20 protein-coding genes are annotated in these 19,702 nt (G+C 67.8%); 7 read left to right on the top strand and 13 right to left on the bottom strand.

The window, feature by feature from the left end:
- Positions 1–321: 321 nt before the first annotated feature.
- A complete protein-coding gene (locus EV653_RS31680; RefSeq protein WP_134108278.1) occupies positions 322–1,101 on the bottom strand; it encodes an isoprenyl transferase in 780 nt (259 codons plus the stop codon).
- Positions 1,102–1,361: 260 nt separating this feature from the next.
- On the opposite strand from EV653_RS31680, the gene trhA reads away from it, so the two are divergent.
- The gene (gene trhA, locus EV653_RS31675) at positions 1,362–2,057 is read left to right on the top strand and encodes a PAQR family membrane homeostasis protein TrhA (RefSeq protein ID WP_134108276.1); all 696 of its coding nucleotides are present in this window, start codon (positions 1,362–1,364) and stop codon (positions 2,055–2,057) included.
- Between the two features lie 129 nt (positions 2,058–2,186).
- Here the strand turns inward: trhA and EV653_RS31670 are convergent, their stop codons facing one another.
- The 3 genes from EV653_RS31670 to EV653_RS31660 form a co-directional block, all read right to left on the bottom strand.
- On the bottom strand, positions 2,187–2,516 hold the full coding sequence (locus tag EV653_RS31670; RefSeq protein ID WP_202871921.1) for a hypothetical protein: 330 nt from the start codon (positions 2,514–2,516) through the stop codon (positions 2,187–2,189).
- A gap of 83 nt (positions 2,517–2,599) precedes the next feature.
- Positions 2,600–3,523: a phosphotransferase family protein gene (locus EV653_RS31665; RefSeq protein WP_134108274.1), complete on the bottom strand. Its 924-nt coding sequence runs from the start codon at positions 3,521–3,523 to the stop codon at positions 2,600–2,602.
- A 55-nt stretch (positions 3,524–3,578) separates the two neighbouring features.
- Positions 3,579–4,028 carry a MarR family winged helix-turn-helix transcriptional regulator gene (locus tag EV653_RS31660; protein ID WP_134108272.1) on the bottom strand — a complete coding sequence of 150 codons (450 nt, stop codon included), beginning with the start codon at positions 4,026–4,028 and terminating at the stop codon, positions 3,579–3,581.
- A 54-nt stretch (positions 4,029–4,082) separates the two neighbouring features.
- On the opposite strand from EV653_RS31660, the gene EV653_RS31655 reads away from it, so the two are divergent.
- Together EV653_RS31655 and EV653_RS31650 are read left to right on the top strand one after the other, a co-directional pair.
- The gene (locus EV653_RS31655; RefSeq protein ID WP_238160561.1) at positions 4,083–5,234 is read left to right on the top strand and encodes a phosphotransferase; all 1,152 of its coding nucleotides are present in this window, start codon (positions 4,083–4,085) and stop codon (positions 5,232–5,234) included.
- Between the two features lie 100 nt (positions 5,235–5,334).
- A complete protein-coding gene (locus tag EV653_RS31650; protein WP_134108270.1) occupies positions 5,335–5,823 on the top strand; it encodes a hypothetical protein in 489 nt (162 codons plus the stop codon).
- Here the strand turns inward: EV653_RS31650 and EV653_RS31645 are convergent.
- The 3 genes from EV653_RS31645 to EV653_RS31635 form a co-directional block, all read right to left on the bottom strand.
- Positions 5,820–7,271: a M28 family metallopeptidase gene (locus tag EV653_RS31645; protein ID WP_134108268.1), complete on the bottom strand. Its 1,452-nt coding sequence runs from the start codon at positions 7,269–7,271 to the stop codon at positions 5,820–5,822. The genes EV653_RS31650 and EV653_RS31645 overlap by 4 nt on opposite strands.
- 53 nt (positions 7,272–7,324) lie before the next feature.
- The gene (locus EV653_RS31640; RefSeq protein WP_134108266.1) at positions 7,325–9,379 is read right to left on the bottom strand and encodes a M4 family metallopeptidase; all 2,055 of its coding nucleotides are present in this window, start codon (positions 9,377–9,379) and stop codon (positions 7,325–7,327) included.
- Between the two features lie 252 nt (positions 9,380–9,631).
- Positions 9,632–11,584 (bottom strand): thioredoxin domain-containing protein, encoded by a 1,953-nt coding sequence (locus EV653_RS31635; RefSeq protein WP_134108264.1) that lies wholly within the window; start codon positions 11,582–11,584, stop codon positions 9,632–9,634.
- A gap of 28 nt (positions 11,585–11,612) precedes the next feature.
- On the opposite strand from EV653_RS31635, the gene EV653_RS31630 reads away from it, so the two are divergent.
- Positions 11,613–12,161, top strand: a complete 549-nt coding sequence (locus EV653_RS31630; protein ID WP_202871919.1) for a nitroreductase family protein — start codon at positions 11,613–11,615, stop codon at positions 12,159–12,161.
- Here the strand turns inward: EV653_RS31630 and EV653_RS31625 are convergent.
- The 3 genes from EV653_RS31625 to mca form a co-directional block, all read right to left on the bottom strand.
- Entirely contained in the window at positions 12,158–13,192 is a 1,035-nt protein-coding gene (locus EV653_RS31625; RefSeq protein ID WP_238160560.1) for a copper resistance D family protein, read from the bottom strand. The two genes, EV653_RS31630 and EV653_RS31625, sit on opposite strands and share 4 nt — an antisense overlap.
- Before the next feature lie 138 nt (positions 13,193–13,330).
- On the bottom strand, positions 13,331–13,804 hold the full coding sequence (locus EV653_RS42875; RefSeq protein WP_238160559.1) for a hypothetical protein: 474 nt from the start codon (positions 13,802–13,804) through the stop codon (positions 13,331–13,333).
- 65 nt (positions 13,805–13,869) lie between these two features.
- Positions 13,870–14,733: a mycothiol conjugate amidase Mca gene (gene mca, locus EV653_RS31615; protein ID WP_134108258.1), complete on the bottom strand. Its 864-nt coding sequence runs from the start codon at positions 14,731–14,733 to the stop codon at positions 13,870–13,872.
- 58 nt (positions 14,734–14,791) lie between these two features.
- On the opposite strand from mca, the gene EV653_RS31610 reads away from it, so the two are divergent.
- Positions 14,792–15,229, top strand: coding sequence for a DUF4307 domain-containing protein (locus tag EV653_RS31610; protein ID WP_134108256.1), 438 nt, complete (start codon positions 14,792–14,794; stop codon positions 15,227–15,229).
- Between the two features lie 230 nt (positions 15,230–15,459).
- On the top strand, positions 15,460–15,972 hold the full coding sequence (gene greA / locus EV653_RS31605) for a transcription elongation factor GreA (RefSeq protein WP_134108254.1): 513 nt from the start codon (positions 15,460–15,462) through the stop codon (positions 15,970–15,972).
- A gap of 59 nt (positions 15,973–16,031) precedes the next feature.
- Here the strand turns inward: greA and EV653_RS31600 are convergent, their stop codons facing one another.
- Both EV653_RS31600 and EV653_RS31595 read right to left on the bottom strand, forming a co-directional pair.
- Positions 16,032–16,466 (bottom strand): VOC family protein, encoded by a 435-nt coding sequence (locus tag EV653_RS31600; protein ID WP_134108252.1) that lies wholly within the window; start codon positions 16,464–16,466, stop codon positions 16,032–16,034.
- Positions 16,463–17,071, bottom strand: a complete 609-nt coding sequence (locus tag EV653_RS31595) for a TetR/AcrR family transcriptional regulator (RefSeq protein ID WP_238160558.1) — start codon at positions 17,069–17,071, stop codon at positions 16,463–16,465. Before EV653_RS31595 ends, EV653_RS31600 begins: the two co-directional genes overlap by 4 nt.
- 151 nt (positions 17,072–17,222) lie before the next feature.
- Here EV653_RS31595 and EV653_RS31590 point away from each other — a divergent pair, with 151 nt between their 5' ends.
- Positions 17,223–18,461: an MFS transporter gene (locus EV653_RS31590; RefSeq protein ID WP_134108250.1), complete on the top strand. Its 1,239-nt coding sequence runs from the start codon at positions 17,223–17,225 to the stop codon at positions 18,459–18,461.
- Between the two features lie 124 nt (positions 18,462–18,585).
- On the opposite strand, the gene EV653_RS31585 is transcribed toward EV653_RS31590, so the two are convergent.
- Positions 18,586–19,629 (bottom strand): hypothetical protein, encoded by a 1,044-nt coding sequence (locus tag EV653_RS31585; RefSeq protein WP_134108249.1) that lies wholly within the window; start codon positions 19,627–19,629, stop codon positions 18,586–18,588.
- Positions 19,630–19,702 lie beyond the last annotated feature (73 nt).

The raw sequence follows: 19,702 nt of genomic DNA, 5'->3' as shown, positions 1-19,702 counted from the left end.
TCGGCCTCGCCGTGATGGGGCTCGCCGGCGGCGTCCTCACCCACGGCCTCGTGCACCGCTGGGGCGAGATCTACCCGCGCTGGATCTGGTTCAAGGCAGGCAAGCGCGTGCCACCGCTGCTCGCGATCATCCCGGCCTCGATCGTTGCCGTCGTACTCGTTCCCGCCGGCCTGATGAACGCCCAACTCCCCCTCGACGGCGACAACTGGGCGATCAATGCCCCAGGCATCCTCTGGGTCGTGTGGGGAGCGGCACTCGGTACGGCGACGTACGCCTACTACCTGCGCCGCCGTACGACGTGTGCGCGCTGCGGACGCGGCGTCACGTGCCGAAGCGACGCTCTCGCTGGGCGTAGCTCCGGATCGCGCGAAGGAAGTCGACGTGCCGGAAGTCCGGCCAGAGCGCTTCGCAGAAGTAGAACTCGCTCAGTGCGCTCTGCCAGAGCAGGAAGCCACCCAGGCGCTGCTCACCCGACGTACGAATGACCAGGTCCGGGTCCGGCTGGCCCTTCGTGTACAAGTGCCGGGCGATGTGTTCGACGTCGACGCGGTCGGCCAGCTCCTCGATCGACATGCCCTTCGCGGCTTCCTCGAGGAGCAGCGAGCGGACGGCGTCGGCGAGCTCACGCCGTCCGCCGTACCCGACGGCGACGTTGACGAACAGGCCGTCGTTGTCGTGGGTCGCGGTCTCGGCGGCCTTCAGGACCTCCGCAGTACTGCCGGGGAGCAGGTCGAGTGCGCCGACCGGGTGGATCCGCCAGCGGCCGATCGCGGTCAGCTCCTCGACGGTCTGCTCGATGATCCGCAGCAGCGGCTCCAGCTCGTCGGCCGGGCGGGTCAGGTTGTCGGTGGACAGCATCCACACCGTGACGACCTTCACGCCGACGTCGTCGCACCACTCGAGGAACTCGGAGATCTTGTTCGCCCCGGCCTCGTGGCCGCGTGACACGGGATCGCCGACCTGACGGGCCCAGCGCCGGTTGCCGTCGATGATGACGCCGATGTGCCGCGGGATCCGGTCCGGCGACAGCGATCGCATCAGCCGGCGTTCGTACAGACCGTAGACCGCGTCGCGCAGCTTCTGCTTGCCAGGTGTCCGCATGGGCAGGTTGCTCTCCTCAAAGACTCTCGGTCACGAGGCTAGCCCACATCGCGGTGCGGGTGAGAGCCCTCGGAGTGCCTCACAGAAAGCTGTCAGGAAGGCCGAACTATCCTCGCCGTTCGTGCGTCGTAACCTCGGGTGGTGCTGCGCCGACCGGGTGACGTCGCCTACATTTCATCCTTCCGACCCATGCAACCTACGGTTCCGTAGGTTACGGTTGCGTAGGTACAACCCGCCCGGCAACTCTCGAAAGGACGGCGATGACCGCTACCGGCGCCCAGCCCCAGGAACTCGGTCACCGGCTCTCCGGCCGGCTCGGACCGCTCAAACCGAAGCTCCGCGGATGGCTGCATGCCGGAACGTTCCCCGTCGCCACCGCCGCCGGCATCGTCCTGATCTGCCTGGCCCCGCATGCGAACGCCCGCTTGGCCGCCGCGGTCTATACCGCCGCCGCGATGCTGCTGTTCGGCATCTCCGCGCTGTACCACCGTTTCTACTGGGGTCCTACCGGCGAGGCGATCCTGCGCCGCCTGGACCACAGCAACATCTTCCTGCTGATCGCCGGCACCTACACCCCGCTCGGCATGGTCCTCCTGCACGGCAAGGACCGCCTCCTGATGCTCGGCCTCGTCTGGGGCGGCGCCGCACTCGGCATCCTGTTCCGCATCTTCTGGCTGAGCGCACCTCGCTGGATCTACACGCCGATCTACCTCGCGCTCGGCTGGGTCGCCATCTTCTGGATGGGCGACATCTACCACGCCGGCGGCGCCGCGGTAGTCACCCTGATCGCTATCGGCGGCGGGCTGTACTCCATCGGCGCAGTCGTCTACGCCACCAAGCGCCCGAACCCGTCGCCCCGCTGGTTCGGCTTCCACGAAATCTTCCACGCCTTCACCGTGGCCGCCTTCATCTGCCACTACATAGCCGTCAGCATCGCCACCTACCACGCCGGCTAGCAAATCGGCCACGCCTCCGGCGCGGCTGACCTACTGCCGGCTGGCGTGCTGGCGGGGGAGCGTGGCGCCGTGTGCAACCGCCCGTTCTTCGATCGAGCTACCGGCTCGGCCCAGCCGCGCGGGGGGTTTCTAGCGCCTGTGGCTGAAGGCTGCCAGGAGCACGACGAGCGCGACCCCGGTGCCTGCACGAAACGCGGCGCGGGGAGGGGCCTTCAGTACGTCGCGGTCGCCGTCGCTGCTCAACAGCGACCAGCGGGACCGGGCGGAGAGTGCTGAACCGACGGAGAGCACCGAGCCGGCCGAGAAGGCGGACAGAGTTGATCCCACCGACGCGACCGACAGCGCGGAGCCGACCGATCCGATGCTGAGCACCGACCCGACCGATCCGATCGACAGGATCGATCCGCGGCTTGCGATCGAAAGAAACGAGTCCTCTGACCGCAACGACAATCCGCCCATGCCTGGCATTCTCACACGAGCCTGAGCTGAGGGATATGCACCGGCGACAGGCTCGGCCCGGGAGCAGGCGAGTGCCGACCGGGCTACGCGAGTAGCGCCTCGAGGGCTGGCAGCCGGGTGAACATGTCGGGTAGGCCGCGGATACCGTTGCGCGCTGACTCGTGGGACAGCGCGAGGTCAGGCCCGGTGCCCGCCTCGACGCCGGCCAAGCAGCGGAGGATGTTCCACCGTGTGTGGCCCAGCCAGCCGCCGATCATGAACGCGAACCAGCTTGGACCCGGCGGCGGCAGCGTGCCGCCTCCTACGACGTACCCGTCGAGGACCGAGCGGAAGATGGCGGGCTCGACGGTGTCGAAGCCGGGGCCCTTCGAGATGCTCAAGGCGGTGGAGCCGAGCTCACCGGACAGGTCGAGCATGCCCGAGAGCTCCCAGTCGAGTATCACCGGACGACTGTCTCGAGCAAGCAGGTTCCACGGCTGGATGTCCTTGTGGGTCAGTACGACGGGACCCGGCCGCTCGCAGGTGTCGACGAAGTGTGCGATCGCCAGAAACGCGTCGACTCGAGACGCGAGTTCATGGGCCCATGGCTGCCCGGTCGCCGCCGCCCGCTCGGCGAGCTCGGGCCAGTCCCGTGACGCCGGTTCCTCTGTCGCCGTCTCGGTCCACTCGACTTCCAGCCCGTGGAGGCGCGCGAGAATCTCGCCGAGCTCGAACGCATAGGCCTCCGCCACCGGCGCCTCAGGCACCTTTTCTCCCTCTACCCACCGGTGCACGAGCATGCCGTCGCTCGCCGAGATCGGCTCCGGCATCGGAATGCCGGCCGCGAAGGCCGCCCGTTCGAACCTGAACACGTCCTCGATGCGGTAGCTCCAGCGACGGTCGCCGAGATTGAGCTCCTTCACCGCGAACGACCCCTGATCGGTGTCGAGCCGATACATCCGGTTGGCGAACCCGCCATGCACACGGACCATCGGCCCGACCGGCACACCGAGCTGCGAGAGATTCACCCCACGCACTGTAGGACCCGGACTCCATCACCGCACCGCAATTGACCTGCTACAGCTAGCTGCCCAGTTCGCGGAGGGTTTCTCGTAGGGCTTCGTAGCGGGCGGGGCCTAGGCGGGTGGACCAGATTTGTTCGACTCGTTCGATGGCGGCTTGGCTGTAGGCGGCTGCTTCGTCGCCTTTCGGTGTGCGGCGGACGAGGCGGACGCGGCGGTCGGCGCGGAGGCGGTCGGATTCGGCGTAGCCGAGGCGCTGGAGGTAGTCGACGTGCTGGCCGAGGCCTTGTTTGGTCATGACCGCGACCTCGGCCAGGTCGGTGATGCGGGCGCCGTCGGGCGGGATCATCTCGAGCAGGCGGTAGTGCGAGACCCGGAGGCCGGGGTAGAGCTCCTCCGAGCTGGCCAGGATCTCTTCCCGGATGCGCTTCAGGGCGGCTCCGAGCAGGCCGGCGATGTGTCCGGACCACGGTCCCTGCACCCGGCCCGGAACGTCGTTGACGGAAGTCATAAAGCCACTTTACTATGCCGTTAGTAAGGTGGCTTTACTTCCTTGGGGGGAATCATGATCACCGCACTCGAACCGCTCGGGCGAGATGCCCTGCCCGACGACGAATTCACCGCCCTGGTCCGGACGATCACGGGCGATACAGAGGCCGTGCCCGCCGACGTCCGGGTCGAGCCGGTCGACTACCCGATCGGTACGCCGAGCACCGAGTCCCTCAACCGGGTCTTCGGTACGTCCAACGGTGTCGAGTGGTCCTGCTTCGTGAAGAAGTTCCAGTCGGTGCGGTACTGGCCGATGATGCACCTGCTGCCCGAGGAGTTCCGCGCTCTCTTCATCCACAACCTGCCGTGGCAGCTCGAGATCGCCGTCCACCGCAGCGACATCGCCGAGCTCCTCCCCGAGGGCCTGCGGCTACCAGCGGCGTACCGGATCGACGTGTACGACGACGATCGCGCCACCCTGTGGATGGAGAACGTCGTGCAGGAGTGGGGTCCGTGGCCGATCGACCGGTTCGAGCGCGCGGCGTACCTGCTGGGCCGACTCTCCGCGCGCCGTCAGCCGCACCTGGTCGAGCCGTTCCTCCCCCGCGATCACGTCACCACTCCGGGCATCGGACTGCGCTTCTACTCCGAAGGTCGGGTACGCCGTGCCGCACTGCCCGCGCTGGCGGACCCCCAGACCTGGAAGCAGCCACTGCTGAGTGCAGCGGTCTGCAACCTGGGCGAGCACGGCCTGCGCGACGATCTGCTCGAGCTGGGCGAGCGCGTCCCCGCAGTACTCGATGCGCTCGAGGCATTGCCGCAGTGCTACCAGCACGGAGACGCGAGCCCGCAGAACCTCCTCGTGCCGAGGGACCAGCCGGACGAGTTCGTAGTGATCGACTGGGGTTTCGACTGCCCGCAGGCCGTCGGGTTCGACTTGGGGCAGCTGCTGATCGGGTTGGCACACGCCGGCGAGCTGGCACCGGAGGCGCTGCCCGCGGTGCACAAAGTCATCCTGAAGTCGTTCCAGGACGGGCTCAAAGCCGAGGGGATGCAGGTGTCCGAGGACGAGGTGCTGTACGGATACTTGGGCTCGCTGCTCATCCGTGCAGCCTTCACCGCACTGCCGCTGGAGCTACTCGGCAAGTCGGACGCGTCGAAGGAGCTGTTCGAGCAGCGTGTCCAGCTGACCCGCGCAATGGTCGACCTGGTCTCACCTGTGGTCTGAAAGCAGAACATTTCAGTCGTGTCACAGCTGCAACGAACGCCCCGCCTCCGTGTATCCATAGTGCGTGACGAACCTGAGCAGATACGCAGCAGTGGCAGCCATGACAGTGACGGCCGGACTCGTGCTGAGCGGGTGCGGTAACGAGTCCGGTTCCGCCGGCAGCCCCACCACCCCGATGCCCTCAGCGCCGACGCTGCCGACCGCGAGCGTGACACAGTCCACGCCGGTCGGCGCCGGTCTGCCGTTGACCGTGAGCCGCACCGGTGGATTCGCGGGTTTCGACGACCGGGTGCAGATCAGCCCGGACGGCGTCGCGACGGTGAGCGGGCGCGGCAAGGAAACAATCCGGTGCAAGCTGGACCCGAGCTTGCTGGCGACCATCACCGCGGCTGCACAGCAGGTCGACTGGGCCGCCCTGGTCGCGACCAAGCCGACGACCAAGCACCCGGACGACATGATCCTTGCGGTCACGGCGAACGGAAAGACTGCCCGGATCGAGGATCCGAAGGTCAAGCCGCTGGCGGCCCCGGTGAACAAACTGCTCACCGAAGCCGCCATCCCACCGGGCAAGCTCTGCACGAAGATCTAGGACGCGGTCACCGCGACATCGTCGACCACGAAGCTTGTCTGCAAGGACGAGTCCTCCTGGCCGACGAACTTCACAGTGACAGTCTTTCCCCTGTACGGCGAGAGATCGAGCGTCTTCTGCACGTACGACGTACTCTTGTTCAGATTCGAGTACGTCGCGAGCGTGGTCGTCGTGGAGCCGTCGACGACCTGCACCTTGACCGTGTCGTACACCGTCGACGACGTGGTCTCGGCAGAGTCGATCCGGATCCACAACGACAACGCGGACGCCGCCGCCGAGGCCGGGATCGCCACCGCTTGGCCGATGTTCTCGGTGCTGCTGCGGCCGTTCCCCTGCAGCCAGGCCTTCCAGGTCCCGGTGCGGGCCGGGCGACCGGTGCTGCTGGTGATCACGCCGCTCGTCCCCGTCCAGTTCGCCGTACCGGACTCGAAGCCTGGGTTCTGCAGGAGGTTGTCACCGGCGGGCGGCGGCCCGCCGGTGTAGTCCTTCTGCGCGTACGTCCAGATCATGTAGCCGATCGCATCGATCTGCCGGTCCAGCGAGGTCAGGTCCAGATTGCTGATCGTGTCGCAGGACCTGTGGTAGCACGGGTCGAACGCCTGCCCCGCAGTACCTCCCCACTTCGCCGCCTGGGCGGACGTCTTCGTCTCCTCGGCGCCGGAGAACGTCCCCGCCGTTGGGATCCCCAAGGAACGGAACGCCGCATGATCGGAGCGGCCCTGTACGTCGATGAACTCGGTCTGCACGCTCTTGCCGGCGAAGTACGAGACCAGGTCGTCACGAGCGCCGTTGCCGGCCGGGTTGTCGTCGTAGACGAAGTACCCCGGGTTCGGCGACGCGATCATGTCGAAGTTCAGGTACAGCTCGATCTTGTCCCGCTCGGCCGCGGGCAGGTTGTTCACGTAGTACTTCGAACCGAGCAGCCCGAGCTCCTCGGAACCCCAGAACCCGAAACGCAAGCGATTCCTGGGGGTTTGGCCGCTGGCAGCGTAAGCGAGGGCGGTTTCGAGTACGCCGGCGCCGCCTGAGCCGTTGTCGTTGACCCCCGGACCGGCGCTGACGCTGTCCAGGTGCGAGCCTGTCATCACGACGTGGTTCGCGTCGCCGTGCGGCCACTCCGCGATCACGTTGTAGGACGTACCCGCCGAAGTGCTGAACGACTGCAGTGTTGTGGTGTAGCCGGCCGCGTCGAGCTTGGCCTTGACGTAGTCGGCCGACGCCTTGTAGCCCGGCCGGCCCGTGTACCGGTTACCACCGTTGCTGGTGGCAATCGACTGCAGCTGGTCGAGATGGGCCTTGGTGTTGGTGACCGAAATGTCCGGTGACTCCGCCGCGGTAGCGACGTTGCCGTGGGCAATCAGCGCGCCGGCCGCCAGTGCGCCGGTTGTCAGCGAGGTGGCGAGCGCGGCGACGAGGAGTTTCTGCGTGGACCGATCTCCTTCGGCCAAAGGGATCCGGGGCGCGGACCCGGGCGGTGGACCCGCGCCCCGGACGTTGGGTGTCAGCTCGCGGTCAGCGAGGTGTCGTCGATGACGAAGCTGGTCTGCGCGGAGGAGTCCTCCTGGCCGACGAACTTCACCGTGACGGTCTTGCCCTTGTACGCCGAGAGGTTCAGCGTCTTCTGCACGTACGACGTGTTCTTGTTCAGGTTCGAGTACGTCGCCAGCGTGGTCGTGGTCGATCCGTCGACGACCTGGACCTTGGCGGTGTCGTACGCCGTCGAGGTGGTGGTCTCGGCGGTGTCGATCCGGATCCAGAACGACAGGGTCGCGGTCGTCGCCGACGCCGGGATCGCGACCGACTGGCCGACGTTCTCGGTGGTGGCGCGGCCGTTGCCCTGCAGCCACAGCTTCCAGCTACCGGTGCGCGCCGGGCGACCGGTGTCGTTGGTGATCGGGCCGGAGGTGCCGGTCCAGTTCACCGCGCCGGACTCGAAGCCCGGGTTCTGCAGCAGGTTGTCGCCGGTGGGCGGCGGCGTGGTGCCACCGCCGCAGGCGGCCGAACCGGCCGGGACCGCGATACCGCTGAAGGCGGCCTCGATGCCCTTGCACTGTGCGGAATCCGCGCCGTACAGCTCCTTCGCGGAGTTGATCGCGCCCTCACGAGCGTCCTTGTAGGTGCTGCCCGAGCTGAGCTTGGTGCTCAGCGTGCGGTACCAGACCTTCGACGCCACGTCGCGGCCTACGCCGGCGAAGGTCGTGCCGTTGCACGCGGTGCTGTTGTAGGTCACGCCGTTGATGGTCTTGCTGCCGGTGCCCTCGGAGGCCAGGTAGAACCAGTGGTTCAGCGGGCCGGACGAGTAGTGCGGGTCGAGTCCACCGGTGCTGGTCGACCAGCAGTCCACGCTGGCGCCGTCCTTCGACGGCCTGTCCATGTAGCGCAGCGGCGTACCGTCGCCGTTGATGTTGATCTTCTCGCCGATCAGGTAGTCACCCGGGTCGCTCGAGTTGTTGGCGTACCACTCGACCATCGTGCCGAAGATGTCGCTGGTGGCCTCGTTCAGGCCGCCCGCGTCACCGGAGTAGTTCAGGTTGGCGGTCGCCTCGGTGACACCGTGGCTCATCTCGTGGCCGGCCACATCGATGGCGGTCAGCGGGTGGGTGTTGCTGATCCCGTCGCCGTACGTCATCTGGGTGCCGTCCCAGAACGCGTTCACGTACGCGTTGCCGTAGTGCACGCGGGAGCGGGCGCCCTGGCCGTTGTTGAAGATGCCGTTCCGGCCGTGGACATTCTTGTAGTAGTCCCACGTCAGCTGGGCGCCGTAGTGCGCGTCCACACCGGCGGTCTGGCGGTTCGACGCGGCACCGGTCCCCCAGGTGTCGTCAGCGTCGGTGAACGTGGTGCCGTTGCCGGAGGTCGACCCGTTCAGGTCGGTGGTGTAGTTGCCACCGCGGTTCGGGTCGGTCATGGAGAAGTTGCCGGACGAGCCCGACGTGCCGATGGAGACCGTGCCGGCGTACATCGAGTTGCCGGTGCCGGTCTTGACCTCGTCGTCCTGGTCGAGAACCGCGCCGGTCTTGGCGTCGATGAACGAGTGCAGCACCGACGGGGTCTGGTCGGGCTTCACACCGGTGGTCACGACCTCATAGGCGAGCACGGGCTTGGTCGGCGTCACGAAGACGACCAGCTGCCCCTTGTTGCCGGAAGCCTTGAATTTCGCTGCCTGCGCGCCCTTCGCGAGCGCCGCCGACTGGGACAGAGTCGGCTTGGTGGAAACCTCGACGGCCTTCGCGCCGCGGTTGTACGTGACGTGACCGATCGACTCGCCCTGCTGCTTGACGATCAGGTCACCGCCGACGACCTTCAGGCCGTTGTATGTGCGGTCGTAGCGGACGTACTCCGTACCGTCCGCGTCCTTCACCACGTCGTGAACCTTGAGCTGTTCACCCTTGCCGAGCCCGAGAGCGGCGGCGGTCTGCGGGGCCAGCGCCTGTTCGGCCTTGACGGCGGCCGGTTGGTTGAAGCCGGACGGCGGAAGCGGCACCGCCCGGTCGGTGGCACCCGCGGTCGAAGCGGTGAACGTCGTGGCAAGACCCGCTGCCGCGACGATGGCCACCGCCCCTGCTGATGTCAGTCGTCTCAAGACAACATCTCCTCACGTGTGGTCGCTGTTTGGGCGCAGCGACCGAATTCAGTTGGGGACGCGCCGGATGCTGACCCAGCAGTGCCACTGCCTCATTTGTGACACTACGTGTCGAATCATGCGATTTCTGTTACATCCGACATGAGCACCGACTGTTGCGGTCCGGTCGCCGTGAGTCAAGAGATATGACCGAAACGAAGGGGAAAACCTGCGTCCGACGAGCTGTCAGTCCGCAGGGCGCAACTCGCGCCGAAGGTGTTCCGGCAACGTGACCGGCAGCCGGCAGGTGAATTTCTGACAGACGTACGCCGCGCGCCGGCCGCGACCCTCCATCAGTGGTACGGCGAGACCGGGCTCGCCCGCGACGATCGCCGTACCCCATGGCGCGTCGGTGAACGCGGTCCTGATCAACTCGGGCTGCATGCCGACGATGGCGACCTCAAGGGGGCCGCCGGCAATCGTTTCGGCGACGGCGAGCGCCCGGCCGGCAAACCGCGGCGCCCGCTCGGCAATGGCCGCTGAGGCCTTCAGTGCTTCAAGGGCTGCTGTCTCGTACCGGACCGATCCGGTCAGACTCGCCAGCGTGGTGAACGCCTCCGCGGCCAAGCTGACCCCCGACGGCGTGGCGTTGTCCGTCGGATCCTGGGGCCGCCAGACCAGCTCCTCCGCATCCGCCGCAGTGTCAAAGTAGGAGCCATCAGCAACAAATTGCTCCAGAACCCTGTCCAGTAAGGCCTCTGCGGTCTCGAACCACTCGACCTCACCGGTCGCACCCAGCAATGTCATACATGCTTGGGCAAACGCCGCATAGTCCTCGAGTACGCCGTCCGCACTCCCCCGCACACCGTCTCGCGACGTCCGGTACAGCCGCCCGTCGAGATGCACGTCCCGGATCAATCGAGCCGCCGCGACGGCGGCCTCGACGTACTGCGGTTTGCCGAACACCACGCCCGCGCGGGTGAGGGCCGAGATCGCCAGACCGTTCCACGCGGCAACTACCTTGTCGTCGCGGCCCGGGTAGGTACGACTGCTCCGTGCATGCTTCAACGCCTGCCGAATACGCTGCCAACGCCCGGCATCGTCGGGATCCTGCCGGAGTTGGAGGACCGAGGTGCCGTGCTCGAAGGTGCCGGTCACGTCGCAGAGATCGATGACCCAGTCGGCATCTTCCGCGCTCAGGACCTCACGCAGTTGCGCCGGCGTCCACGCGTAGTACTTGCCCTCTTCCCCGTCGGTGTCGGCATCGAGCGCCGACGCAAACCCGCCCTCCGGCGTACGGAGCTCGTCCAGCAGGAAGTCAGCGGTCTCCTCGGCGATGCGCTGCGCGAGCGGATCGGCGGAGACGGTCCACCACTGCGTGTAGACGTCGAGGAGGAGCGCGTTGTCGTACAGCATCTTCTCGAAATGCGGCACGATCCACTGACGGTCGACGGAGTACCGCGCGAACCCGCCGGCCAGCTGGTCGTACATCCCACCGCGCGCCATCCGGTCGCAGGTGTGCGCGACCATCGCGAGCGCGTCCTTGTCGCCGGTCCGCCGGTGATGGCGGAGCAGGAAGTCGAGCACCATCGACGGCGGGAACTTCGGCGCCTGCCCGAACCCGGCGTCGACCGGATCGAAGTCGGTCTTCAGCAGCTGCACCGCCCGGTCCAGGTCGAACTCTCCCCCGGCCGGCTGCTGCTGCGCACCGAGTTGCTCGACCACCCGCTTCCCGATCCCGTCGATCTGTTCGCGCCGGTTCGTCCACGCGTCGGTGATTGCCTCCAGCACCTGCCGGAACGACGCCATCCCACCGCGCGCATCCTTCGGGAAGTACGTCCCGCAGAAGAACGGCTCGCCCGCCGGCGTGAGGAACGCCGACATCGGCCAGCCGCCCTGCCCGGTCATCGCGACCGTCGCCGCCATGTAGATCGCGTCGACGTCCGGCCGCTCTTCCCGATCCACCTTCACGCTCACGAAGTGCTCGCTCAGGTAGGCCGCCGTCTCCGCGTCCTCGAACGACTCATGCGCCATCACATGACACCAGTGACAAGCGGAGTACCCGACCGACAAGAACACCGGCACGTCCCGCTCCCGCGCCTCCGCGAACGCCCGGTCCGACCACTCCCGCCACTCGACCGGGTTCTCCGCGTGCTGCCGCAGGTACGGACTGGTCGATCGCCCGAGCTCGTTCGCCATACCCCAACCGTACGGAATGGACCGTTGCGTGCAGCAGTTGGACTGGTGCATGCCCGTGCATCCGTTGCTCGCCAGCCGTTTCAGCCCGCTGTGGTTCGATTCCGACTGGACCGTCACCGAGGACGACGTCGAGCTCCTCCTCGACGCGGCCCGCTGGGCGCCATCCGCGGGCAACTCCCAGCCCTGGGCGTACTTCGTCGCGCGTCGCGGCGAGCCAGAGCACGATCGCGTCGTCAAGCACCTCGCCCGCAGCTCAGCCCGCTGGGCACCGAGCGCATCCCTGCTGATCGTGACCATCGCCCACCGGTACGTCGAGAACACCGACTGGGCCTACTCGGACTTCGCCGACTACGACCTCGGCCAATCGGTCGCCCACCTGACTCTCCAGGCCCACGCCATGGACCTCGCCTGCCGCCAATTCCGGGCCTTCAACCTCGAGACCCTGACCGATGACCTGAAGCCGGGCGCCGGCTGGCACATCGTCTCGATGATCGCGATCGGCCGCGCTGCCCAAGATCGCCCGGCAGACCGCGAACGACGCAGTACCGAGGAACTCCGGACCGCGCCCTGGGACTAGATCGTCTGCGACAGGGCGATCGACAGGCCCAGAGCCAGGGCCATCACGAAGAGTTCGACGCCGACGATCCGCCAGAACGGCTGGCCGCCGTCGACGAGGTCGCCGTGGGCGCGGCTACGGTGGACGGCCGACAAGACGATCAGCAGCAGGAACGCGGCGGTCTTGACGATCAGCAATGCGCCGTACGCGTCGCCGGTGAGCGGGTCGAGGATCGAGCCCCAGCCGCCGCCCTTCGCGGCCAGCCTTCCGGCGGCACTGATCAGGCCGCTGAACAGCACGGCGATCGACGAGATGGTTGCGACCTGTCCGTAGCGCTCCAGCACGATCGGCAGTCCGGTCCGGCTAGCCCGCCCGTACCGGACCAGACCCGCGAGCCCGCCGACCCAGGTGGTCGCCGCGATCACGTGGATCACCAGCGCCGCGCCGGCCAGTACGACGTACGACTCGTTCCGTGGGAACGCCGTGACCGCGGTCGGGACCAATGCGGCGATCGCGACCAGTACGCCGAGCCCCGCGGCCGATGACGTCTGCACACGGCGGATGCCGATCGCGAGCGCGAGCACCAGGATGCCCGTGATCAGCAGCGCCTTGACCTCGGGTACGCCGAGCGCGTCGTCGAGCCGCATCCGTAGCAGACCGACCGGGGTGTCGAGCAGGATCGCCGCCGTGACGACCGCGTTGGCGAACGCGCAAACCGCCCAGATGATCGCCGAGTTGCTCGCGTCGCGGACGGCACGCCGGCCCTGGACGCCGAGCGGACCGCCGTCGATCCGCAGCAGCACGACCGCCGCGAGCAGCGCGCCGGCGCAGCCGACCGTCGCCAGCGTGGAGATCAGCTTCAGCAGCGGCAGCAGCCAGGAGATGAAGAGGTCCGGACCGCCGATCCCGCCGAGGTTCCGCGGCTGGCTGCCGGCCGCGAACAGCGCGACCACCAGAGCCACCGAGGCGATGACGACAGCACCGGCCCCGGCCGCGACCAGCCGTCCGGGCATGCGATGCCGGGCGGCGCGGGTAGCGCGAGTCGCGCTCACCGAGCGGACCGGGGAGGGGCACCATTCAGCACCCGGCTCACTATAGGGTCACGCAGAGGTGGGCAGCCCAGTCCGACACCATCTCGTGACCAGGGTGTTTCCGAGCTCCCAGGATTCGGTTACCGCACTGTCATGGAATCAGTGCTGAGAGTGTTGCTTCGACTCCTTCGCGGCCTCGGTCGCCGCGTCGCCCGCGGTGCCCGTCGCCGCGTCAGTCCCCTTGTCGGTCGCCGGGTCGGTCGCCGGGTCGGTCGCCGGGTCGGTCGCCGGGTCGGTCGCCGGGTCGGTCGCCGGGTCGGTCGCCGGGTCGGTCGCCGGGTCAGTCGCAGCCGAGGTCTCCGCCGGAGTCTGCGTCGGTGTCCGGTCCGAAGTCGTCGGCGCTGCAGCGCCATCCTGGGACGGCGAGCTGTCCGGACTCGCTGGGTCGCCGGACGGTGCTGGGTCGTCCGCACCATCGCGGTCCACGTCGATGCGCTTCAACTGCTTGCCCATGTTGCGCCACAGGAGCACCGTGGCGGCACCGAGAGCGAGCACGATCAACAGCGCGACCCAACCGGGTTTCACCGTATTCGGGTCGATCTCGGCCGTCAGAAGGGAGGTCGTCGCTGTCACGCCACCAGTCTCTCACTGTCTTGGATTCCTTCCCCACCCCACCGCCCCGGTCACCCAGCCGCCCGTCAGCGCAGCCCCGCGAACAGGTCATCTTCAGGCAGCTCGGATTCGACCAGACTCCGAGCCAGCTCGTAGTCCTCGGTCGGCCAGGCCGCCTGGTGCACCTCGAGCGGCACGGTGAACCAGCCACCGTCCGGGTCGATCTGCGTGGCGTGCGCGAGCAGCGCCCGGTCCCGGACCGAGAAGTACTCGGCACACTCGACCCGGGTGGTGATCCGGCGCTCGTTCTCCGGGTCCGGCTTCCAGTCCTTCAGGCGCTCGGCGTACGGCGACTCGAGGCCGCGCGCGACCATCGCGTCGTGCAGGGCCTTCATCCGCTCGTAGTGGAACGTGTGGTGGTAGTACAGCTTCAGCGGCTGGAACGGCTCGCCGAGCTCCGGATACGCGTCCTTGTCACCGGCCGCCTCGAAGGCAGCGACGGTGATCTGGTGGCACATGACGTGATCCGGGTGCGGGTAGCCGCCGTTCTCGTCGTACGTCGTGACGACCTGCGGCCGGAACTCGCGGATCAGCTTCACCAGCGGGGCGGCGGCGTCCTCGACCTTCATCAGGCCGAAGCAGCCCTCGGGCAGCGGCGGCAGCGGGTCGCCCTCGGGGAAACCGGAGTCCACCCAGCCCAGCCACTCCTGCCGGATGCCGAGGATCTCGCGGGCCGCGTCCATCTCCTTGCGGCGGATCTCCGTGATGTTCGCCAGCACCTCCGGGCGGTCCATCTTCGGATTCAGGATCGATCCGCGTTCGCCGCCGGTACAGGTGGCGACCATCACCTCGACGCCCTCGGCCACGTACCTGGCCGTCGACGCGGCTCCCTTGCTCGACTCGTCATCCGGGTGGGCGTGCACATGCAACAACCGAAGATCTCCACTCACAAGACACAATGGTCCTCCAACCTCCGGCAAAACCCACGACCGACCCCCTGGACTACCTGTGTCTGAGCCATCTGCGTCACCTGCCGCCACCCCGACCTCCGACCTGAACACGCGGTACGGCAGGCGCGGCCGGTCCCGGCGGCCGCTGGTGATCGGGGTTCTGGGGGTCGTGATCCTGGCCGGCCTGGTCTGGCTGGTGTGGGCGGCCTGGGTGCAGTCGAATCCGCCGGTCACCTCGCAACTGAACGGTTTCGAGATCGTCTCGCCGACGAGCGCGAAGGCCACGATGCAGGTGGACCGGACCAAATCGGTCGAGGCCAGCTGCCGGCTGCAGGCGAAGGCGGCCGACTTCTCGATCGTCGGCGAGGTGACCGTGACGGTGAAGGCGGATTCACCTCGCCATCAGGTGGTCCCGGTCACGCTGACAACGCAACGCTCCGCAACCGCCGTCGTACTGGTCGGCTGTACGACGGCCGACCAGCACCGCCCGCACTGAGCCCCACCGGCCCGCGATCGCGCCGGCCAACCTGACACGGCAACCGATTACCGCGACTCTGCCCGCATAGCGGCGAAAACCTTCCGAGCAAACGTTTTCCAAGCGTTTGCGTCGCCCTGGAACCCCTGCGTTATCGGCGGTCTCTTGCTACGCTCGTTGGATTGGTCGCCGTCGACGACGGCGGCCAGCAGTATTTTCCTGCCCATCCCAACCGACACAAGGAGCAGCCCGTGACGCAGAAGATCGATGAGGACAGCGTTGTCTGGCTGACGCAGGACGGTTACGACCAGTTGAAGTCGGAGCTCGAGCACCTCAAGGGCCCGGCCCGCGCGGAGATCACGCAGCGGATCAGCGAGGCCAGGGACGAGGGCGACCTCAAGGAGAACGGCGGCTACCACGCCGCGAAGGACGAGCAGGGCAAGATCGAGGCGCGGATCCGGCAGCTCGAGGACATGCTCCGTCGCGCCCGGGTCGGCGAGACCCCGAAGGCCGGCGGCAAGATCGAGCCCGGCATGAAGGTGTCGATCACCTTCGCCGGCGACGACGACGTCGAGACCTTCCTGCTCGGCTCCCGCGAGTTGCTCGCCCTGGACGCGTCGGTCGACATCGACGTGTACTCGCCGCAGTCCCCCCTCGGCGCCGCGATCCTCGGCAAGAAGAAGGGCGACAAGGCCACCTACGAGGCGCCCAACGGCAAGCCCGTCACGGTCCAGATCGTCGCCGCGGAACCCTTCACCGGCTGACCCACCAAAGCTCGCAAGCGCCCCGGTGGACACCCCACCGGGGCGCTTGCTTGTCAGGGTCAGTGCGCGGCCGGCGCAAAGAGTTCCAGCTGGATGTTGTCCTGGTCCCGGAAGACCAGAAGCGACGCATAGGGCTCGTCGGCGATCGGGGACTGGGTGAGTGGCTTGTCGGCGACGTCGGCGCGGGCGACACCGTGGGCCTCGAGGTGGTCCTGCCAGGCTTCGAGGTCGGCGCGGGTCGCGACCGTGAAGCCGGCGTGGTCGAGCCCGGTCACAGTCTCGGCGCAGAGGGATCCGTCGTTGGTGTCGTGGTGGTGCAGCGCGATCATCAGCTGCCGGTCGGCGTCGGCGAGGATGCGGCCGACCCCGCCTTCGTGCGGCACGTCGAGGATCGGGTGTACGTCGAAAACGTCGCCGTACCACTGAACGCTCGAGTCGAGATCGGTCACGGTGAGAGCCAGGTGATGGAGTCTGGGCTGCGTGACAGTGGTCATGATTCCCCCTTGTGCTGGGTGGCGTCCCCGTACTGCGCGAGGAACATCCGGGTCACGTCCTCGATCAGACCGGTCCACCGATCACCGCCCGGGTCGTTGGAGATCTGCTGGCCGACCAGGCCGGTGGTGATCGCGGTCCAGATGTCGAGGTGCCGTGGATCGTGCACGCCGTTGCGTGCGAGGAGGTCGCGGGCCAGCGCGAGTGCACTGAGCGCGATCCCGTACGACTCGGGCGACGGCGTGAAGCCGGGGACCGAGTGCTGGAACAACAGTTGGTACCGCGGTACGTCGGACACGCAGAAGTCGCTGAACCGGCGCGCCGCAGCAACCATGTCCGCCAGCGGATCGTCGCTCGACGGCATTGAGCTCATCAGCTCCACGAACGACTGCGCGGCGTCCGCGAACATCGCGTCCAGGATCGCGTTCTTGGACTCGAAGTACGCGTAGACGGTCGGCGTGGTGATCCCGGCGCGCTTGGCCAGCTCGCGCAACGACAGCGCGGCCAGCCCGTTCTCCCGCACCAGACCCCACGCGGCGTCCAGCACCGCCGCCCGGGCATTCGCCCGGCGGGCCGCACGCCAGTCCCCGTCCGAACTCTTTAACACAGTTCGGATTATTTGCACGGTGTCTAAACCTTGTCAATGCCGAGTGCAGCCGGAGAGCAGACATTGCATTCGGCTCAAGCTTGAGTCTCCTCGGCTCAACTTTGTTGATAGTTGAGTCGACAGGGCTCAACTCAGGCTCTACGGTCGCGGAATGGGTATCCTCCGTCACCCGGATTTCCGGCGGCTGTGGGCCGCTGACCTACTCAGTCAGCTCGGTTCACGCCTGAGCATGAGCGCGATCCCGCTGCTCGCCGTGCTCACGCTGGACGCGTCGACGCTGCAGGTTTCGCTGCTGCGGACGTGCGAGACGGCTGTATGGCTGGTCCTCGGCCTGTTCGCGGGCGCATGGGCCGACCGGATCCGCTGCCGCCCGGTCCTGGTGTACGCCGACCTGCTCCGGGCGCTGCTCTACGCGTCGATCCCGATCGCCTGGTGGTTCGACGTACTCACGCTCGCACAGGTGTACGCCGTACTCGTGCCGGCCGGGATCCTCACGGTGCTGTTCGACGTGGCCCACAACTCGTACCTGCCGCGGCTGCTCGAGCGGGATCGCCTGCTGCCGGGCAACGCGAAGCTCGCGGCCAACCACTCGATTGCCGCGGTGGTCGGCGCGGGCGCGAGCGGCATCCTGGTCCAGTGGCTCGGCGCCGCGCTGACGATCGGCCTCGACGCGCTCAGCTTCCTGTGGTCAGCGCTGTGGCTGCGCTCGATCCGTACGCCGGAGGCCGAGCCGGTCAAGCCCGAACGGCCGGACCTGCGGCGCGAGATCGCAGACGGCATGCGGCACGTGTTCCATCACCCGCTGATGCGGCCGCTTGCGCTCAACACGATGGTGACGATGCTGTTCCAGGCGGCAGCCGGCGCGATCATGGTCGTCTATCTCGTCCGCGCGGTTCATTTGCAGCCGGCAACCATCGGCGTACTCAGCATGATCGGCCTCGGCGGCGCGATCGTCGCCTCGGTCGTCACCGAAAGACTCAGCACCCGGTACGGCGAAGTGCGCACGCTGCTGGTGTCGTCGACGGGGATCGGTGTCGCGTTCACAGTGCAGGCGATGACAGCACCGGGCTGGCAGGTCAGCTGGTTCGTGGCCGGCACGCTGCTCGCCGGCTTCTGCATCATCGTCAGCTACATCCTGCAGGTCAGCGCACGGCAACGGCTGTGCCCACCCGAGCTGCAGGGCCGGGTGAGCGCCACCATGAGCTTCGTCAGCTGGGGCGCCGCACCCATCGGCAGCCTGCTCGGCGGGGCACTGGGCACAGCATTCGGCCTGCACACCACACTGTGGATCGCAGGCCTCGGCACCCTCGCGGGGAACGCCGTCCTCTACTTCTCCCCGCTCCGCACCCTCCGCACCGTCCCGACCGAACTCGCCCGTCCGAGGGGTTGACCCCTGAGTTGGTCGGTTCGGCACCCAAAATCTGAGGGGTCAACCCACAACCTCAGGGGTCGGCCCCTGAGATGGATCCCTCGGAGCGGGACGGACGGGCGGGGCACGGGCGGCGGGGGTGCGGTCAGTCGGAGGCGATTTGGGCGGTGCCGACCAGGACCTCTACGTCGAGGGCAGCGCGGCCGCGGCCGATCTCGACGTCCTTGGACTGGCCGGAGACCGCGCCGGACCAGGTGACACGGCCGAGCTGGGCCTCGGTGTGGACGTGGACGTCGGAGCCGCGGCGGAGCGCGACCTGCGCCGTACCGGACTCGACGCGGACGCGGGAGCGGCCCTTGGTGATCTGGGCGTCCAGGCTGGCCGAGCCGGCCTGGACGAGTACGTCGATCGGGCCGTCGACGTCCGCGACCTTCGCCGTACCGGCGGTGACACGGACGCGGGTCAGACCGGGCAGGCGCTCGGCGTTGACGCTGCCGCCGGTGACCTCGACCTCGACCTGCAGGCTCGGGTTGACGCGCACCGACAGCTCCTTGGCGAGACCGTTGACGTGCGCCTTCAGGTCGGTCGGGTTGCGCAGCATGCTGAATCCGTCGATCGAGACGCCCATGTCGCCTTCGCTGCTGATGGCGAGCGTGTCTCCGTCGCGCTTGATCACGTGCGGTCCGTCGACGGCCACGCCGTTCACGGCCGGCTCACCGATCAACCGCACCCGGCGCCCGATCGCCCGCACGGTAACCCGCTGCACCCCCGCCGGAACCGGCACGTTGCTGTGCTCCTCTTCAACCGGCTCGGCCTCGTCTTCGGCCTCCACAACGTCCTGCACCGGCGACGGGTCGGTGGCGAGGCGGCCTGCGGCCGGCTCGCTGCTGGGCTCGGAAGACGGCTCGGAAGACGGCGGGGTCGCGGCAGGCGCCGGGTCCGCGGTCGGGGAGTCGACCGCCTCGGCCCACACGGCCGAGGTCGGTACGTCGTCGCCGGTCGGCCACGGCGGCCTACCGTTCGCGTTCTCGCTGTCGGCAACCGGAGCTTGTGCCGCCGGAGCTTCAGGCTCGGAGGGGGTGGTCTTGATGGCGGCGATCAGGGTGGTGGCCTCCTCGGTGGAGAGGTGGCCCTTGGCGACCCGGTCGAGGATGTCCTTGACCTGCTGGTCGTAGCTCTGGTTGCTCATGCCCCCAGTGCAGCACCCCGACGGGTCGAAACCAATCGGGGAATCCCCCGAAAAGTAGTGGTGCGGACCCCCG

The sequence above is a fragment of the Kribbella pratensis genome (genome assembly GCF_004365355.1).
Classification (GTDB): domain Bacteria; phylum Actinomycetota; class Actinomycetes; order Propionibacteriales; family Kribbellaceae; genus Kribbella.
This window is presented reverse-complemented; position numbering and strand designations above follow the sequence as displayed.

Excerpts from the sequence above, each read along its gene's own strand:
- EV653_RS31680 (WP_134108278.1), bottom strand. The coding sequence starts at position 1,101 with ATGCGGACACCTGGCAAGCAGAAGCTGCGCGACGCGGTCTACGGTCTG.
- trhA (WP_134108276.1), top strand. The coding sequence starts at position 1,362 with ATGACCGCTACCGGCGCCCAGCCCCAGGAACTCGGTCACCGGCTCTCC.
- EV653_RS31670 (WP_202871921.1), bottom strand. The coding sequence starts at position 2,516 with ATGGGCGGATTGTCGTTGCGGTCAGAGGACTCGTTTCTTTCGATCGCA.
- EV653_RS31660 (WP_134108272.1), bottom strand. The coding sequence starts at position 4,028 with ATGACTTCCGTCAACGACGTTCCGGGCCGGGTGCAGGGACCGTGGTCC.
- EV653_RS31655 (WP_238160561.1), top strand. The coding sequence starts at position 4,083 with ATGATCACCGCACTCGAACCGCTCGGGCGAGATGCCCTGCCCGACGAC.
- EV653_RS31650 (WP_134108270.1), top strand. The coding sequence starts at position 5,335 with ATGACAGTGACGGCCGGACTCGTGCTGAGCGGGTGCGGTAACGAGTCC.
- EV653_RS31635 (WP_134108264.1), bottom strand. The coding sequence starts at position 11,584 with ATGGCGAACGAGCTCGGGCGATCGACCAGTCCGTACCTGCGGCAGCAC.
- EV653_RS31600 (WP_134108252.1), bottom strand. The coding sequence starts at position 16,466 with ATGACCACTGTCACGCAGCCCAGACTCCATCACCTGGCTCTCACCGTG.
- EV653_RS31590 (WP_134108250.1), top strand. The coding sequence starts at position 17,223 with ATGGGTATCCTCCGTCACCCGGATTTCCGGCGGCTGTGGGCCGCTGAC.
- EV653_RS31585 (WP_134108249.1), bottom strand. The coding sequence starts at position 19,629 with ATGAGCAACCAGAGCTACGACCAGCAGGTCAAGGACATCCTCGACCGG.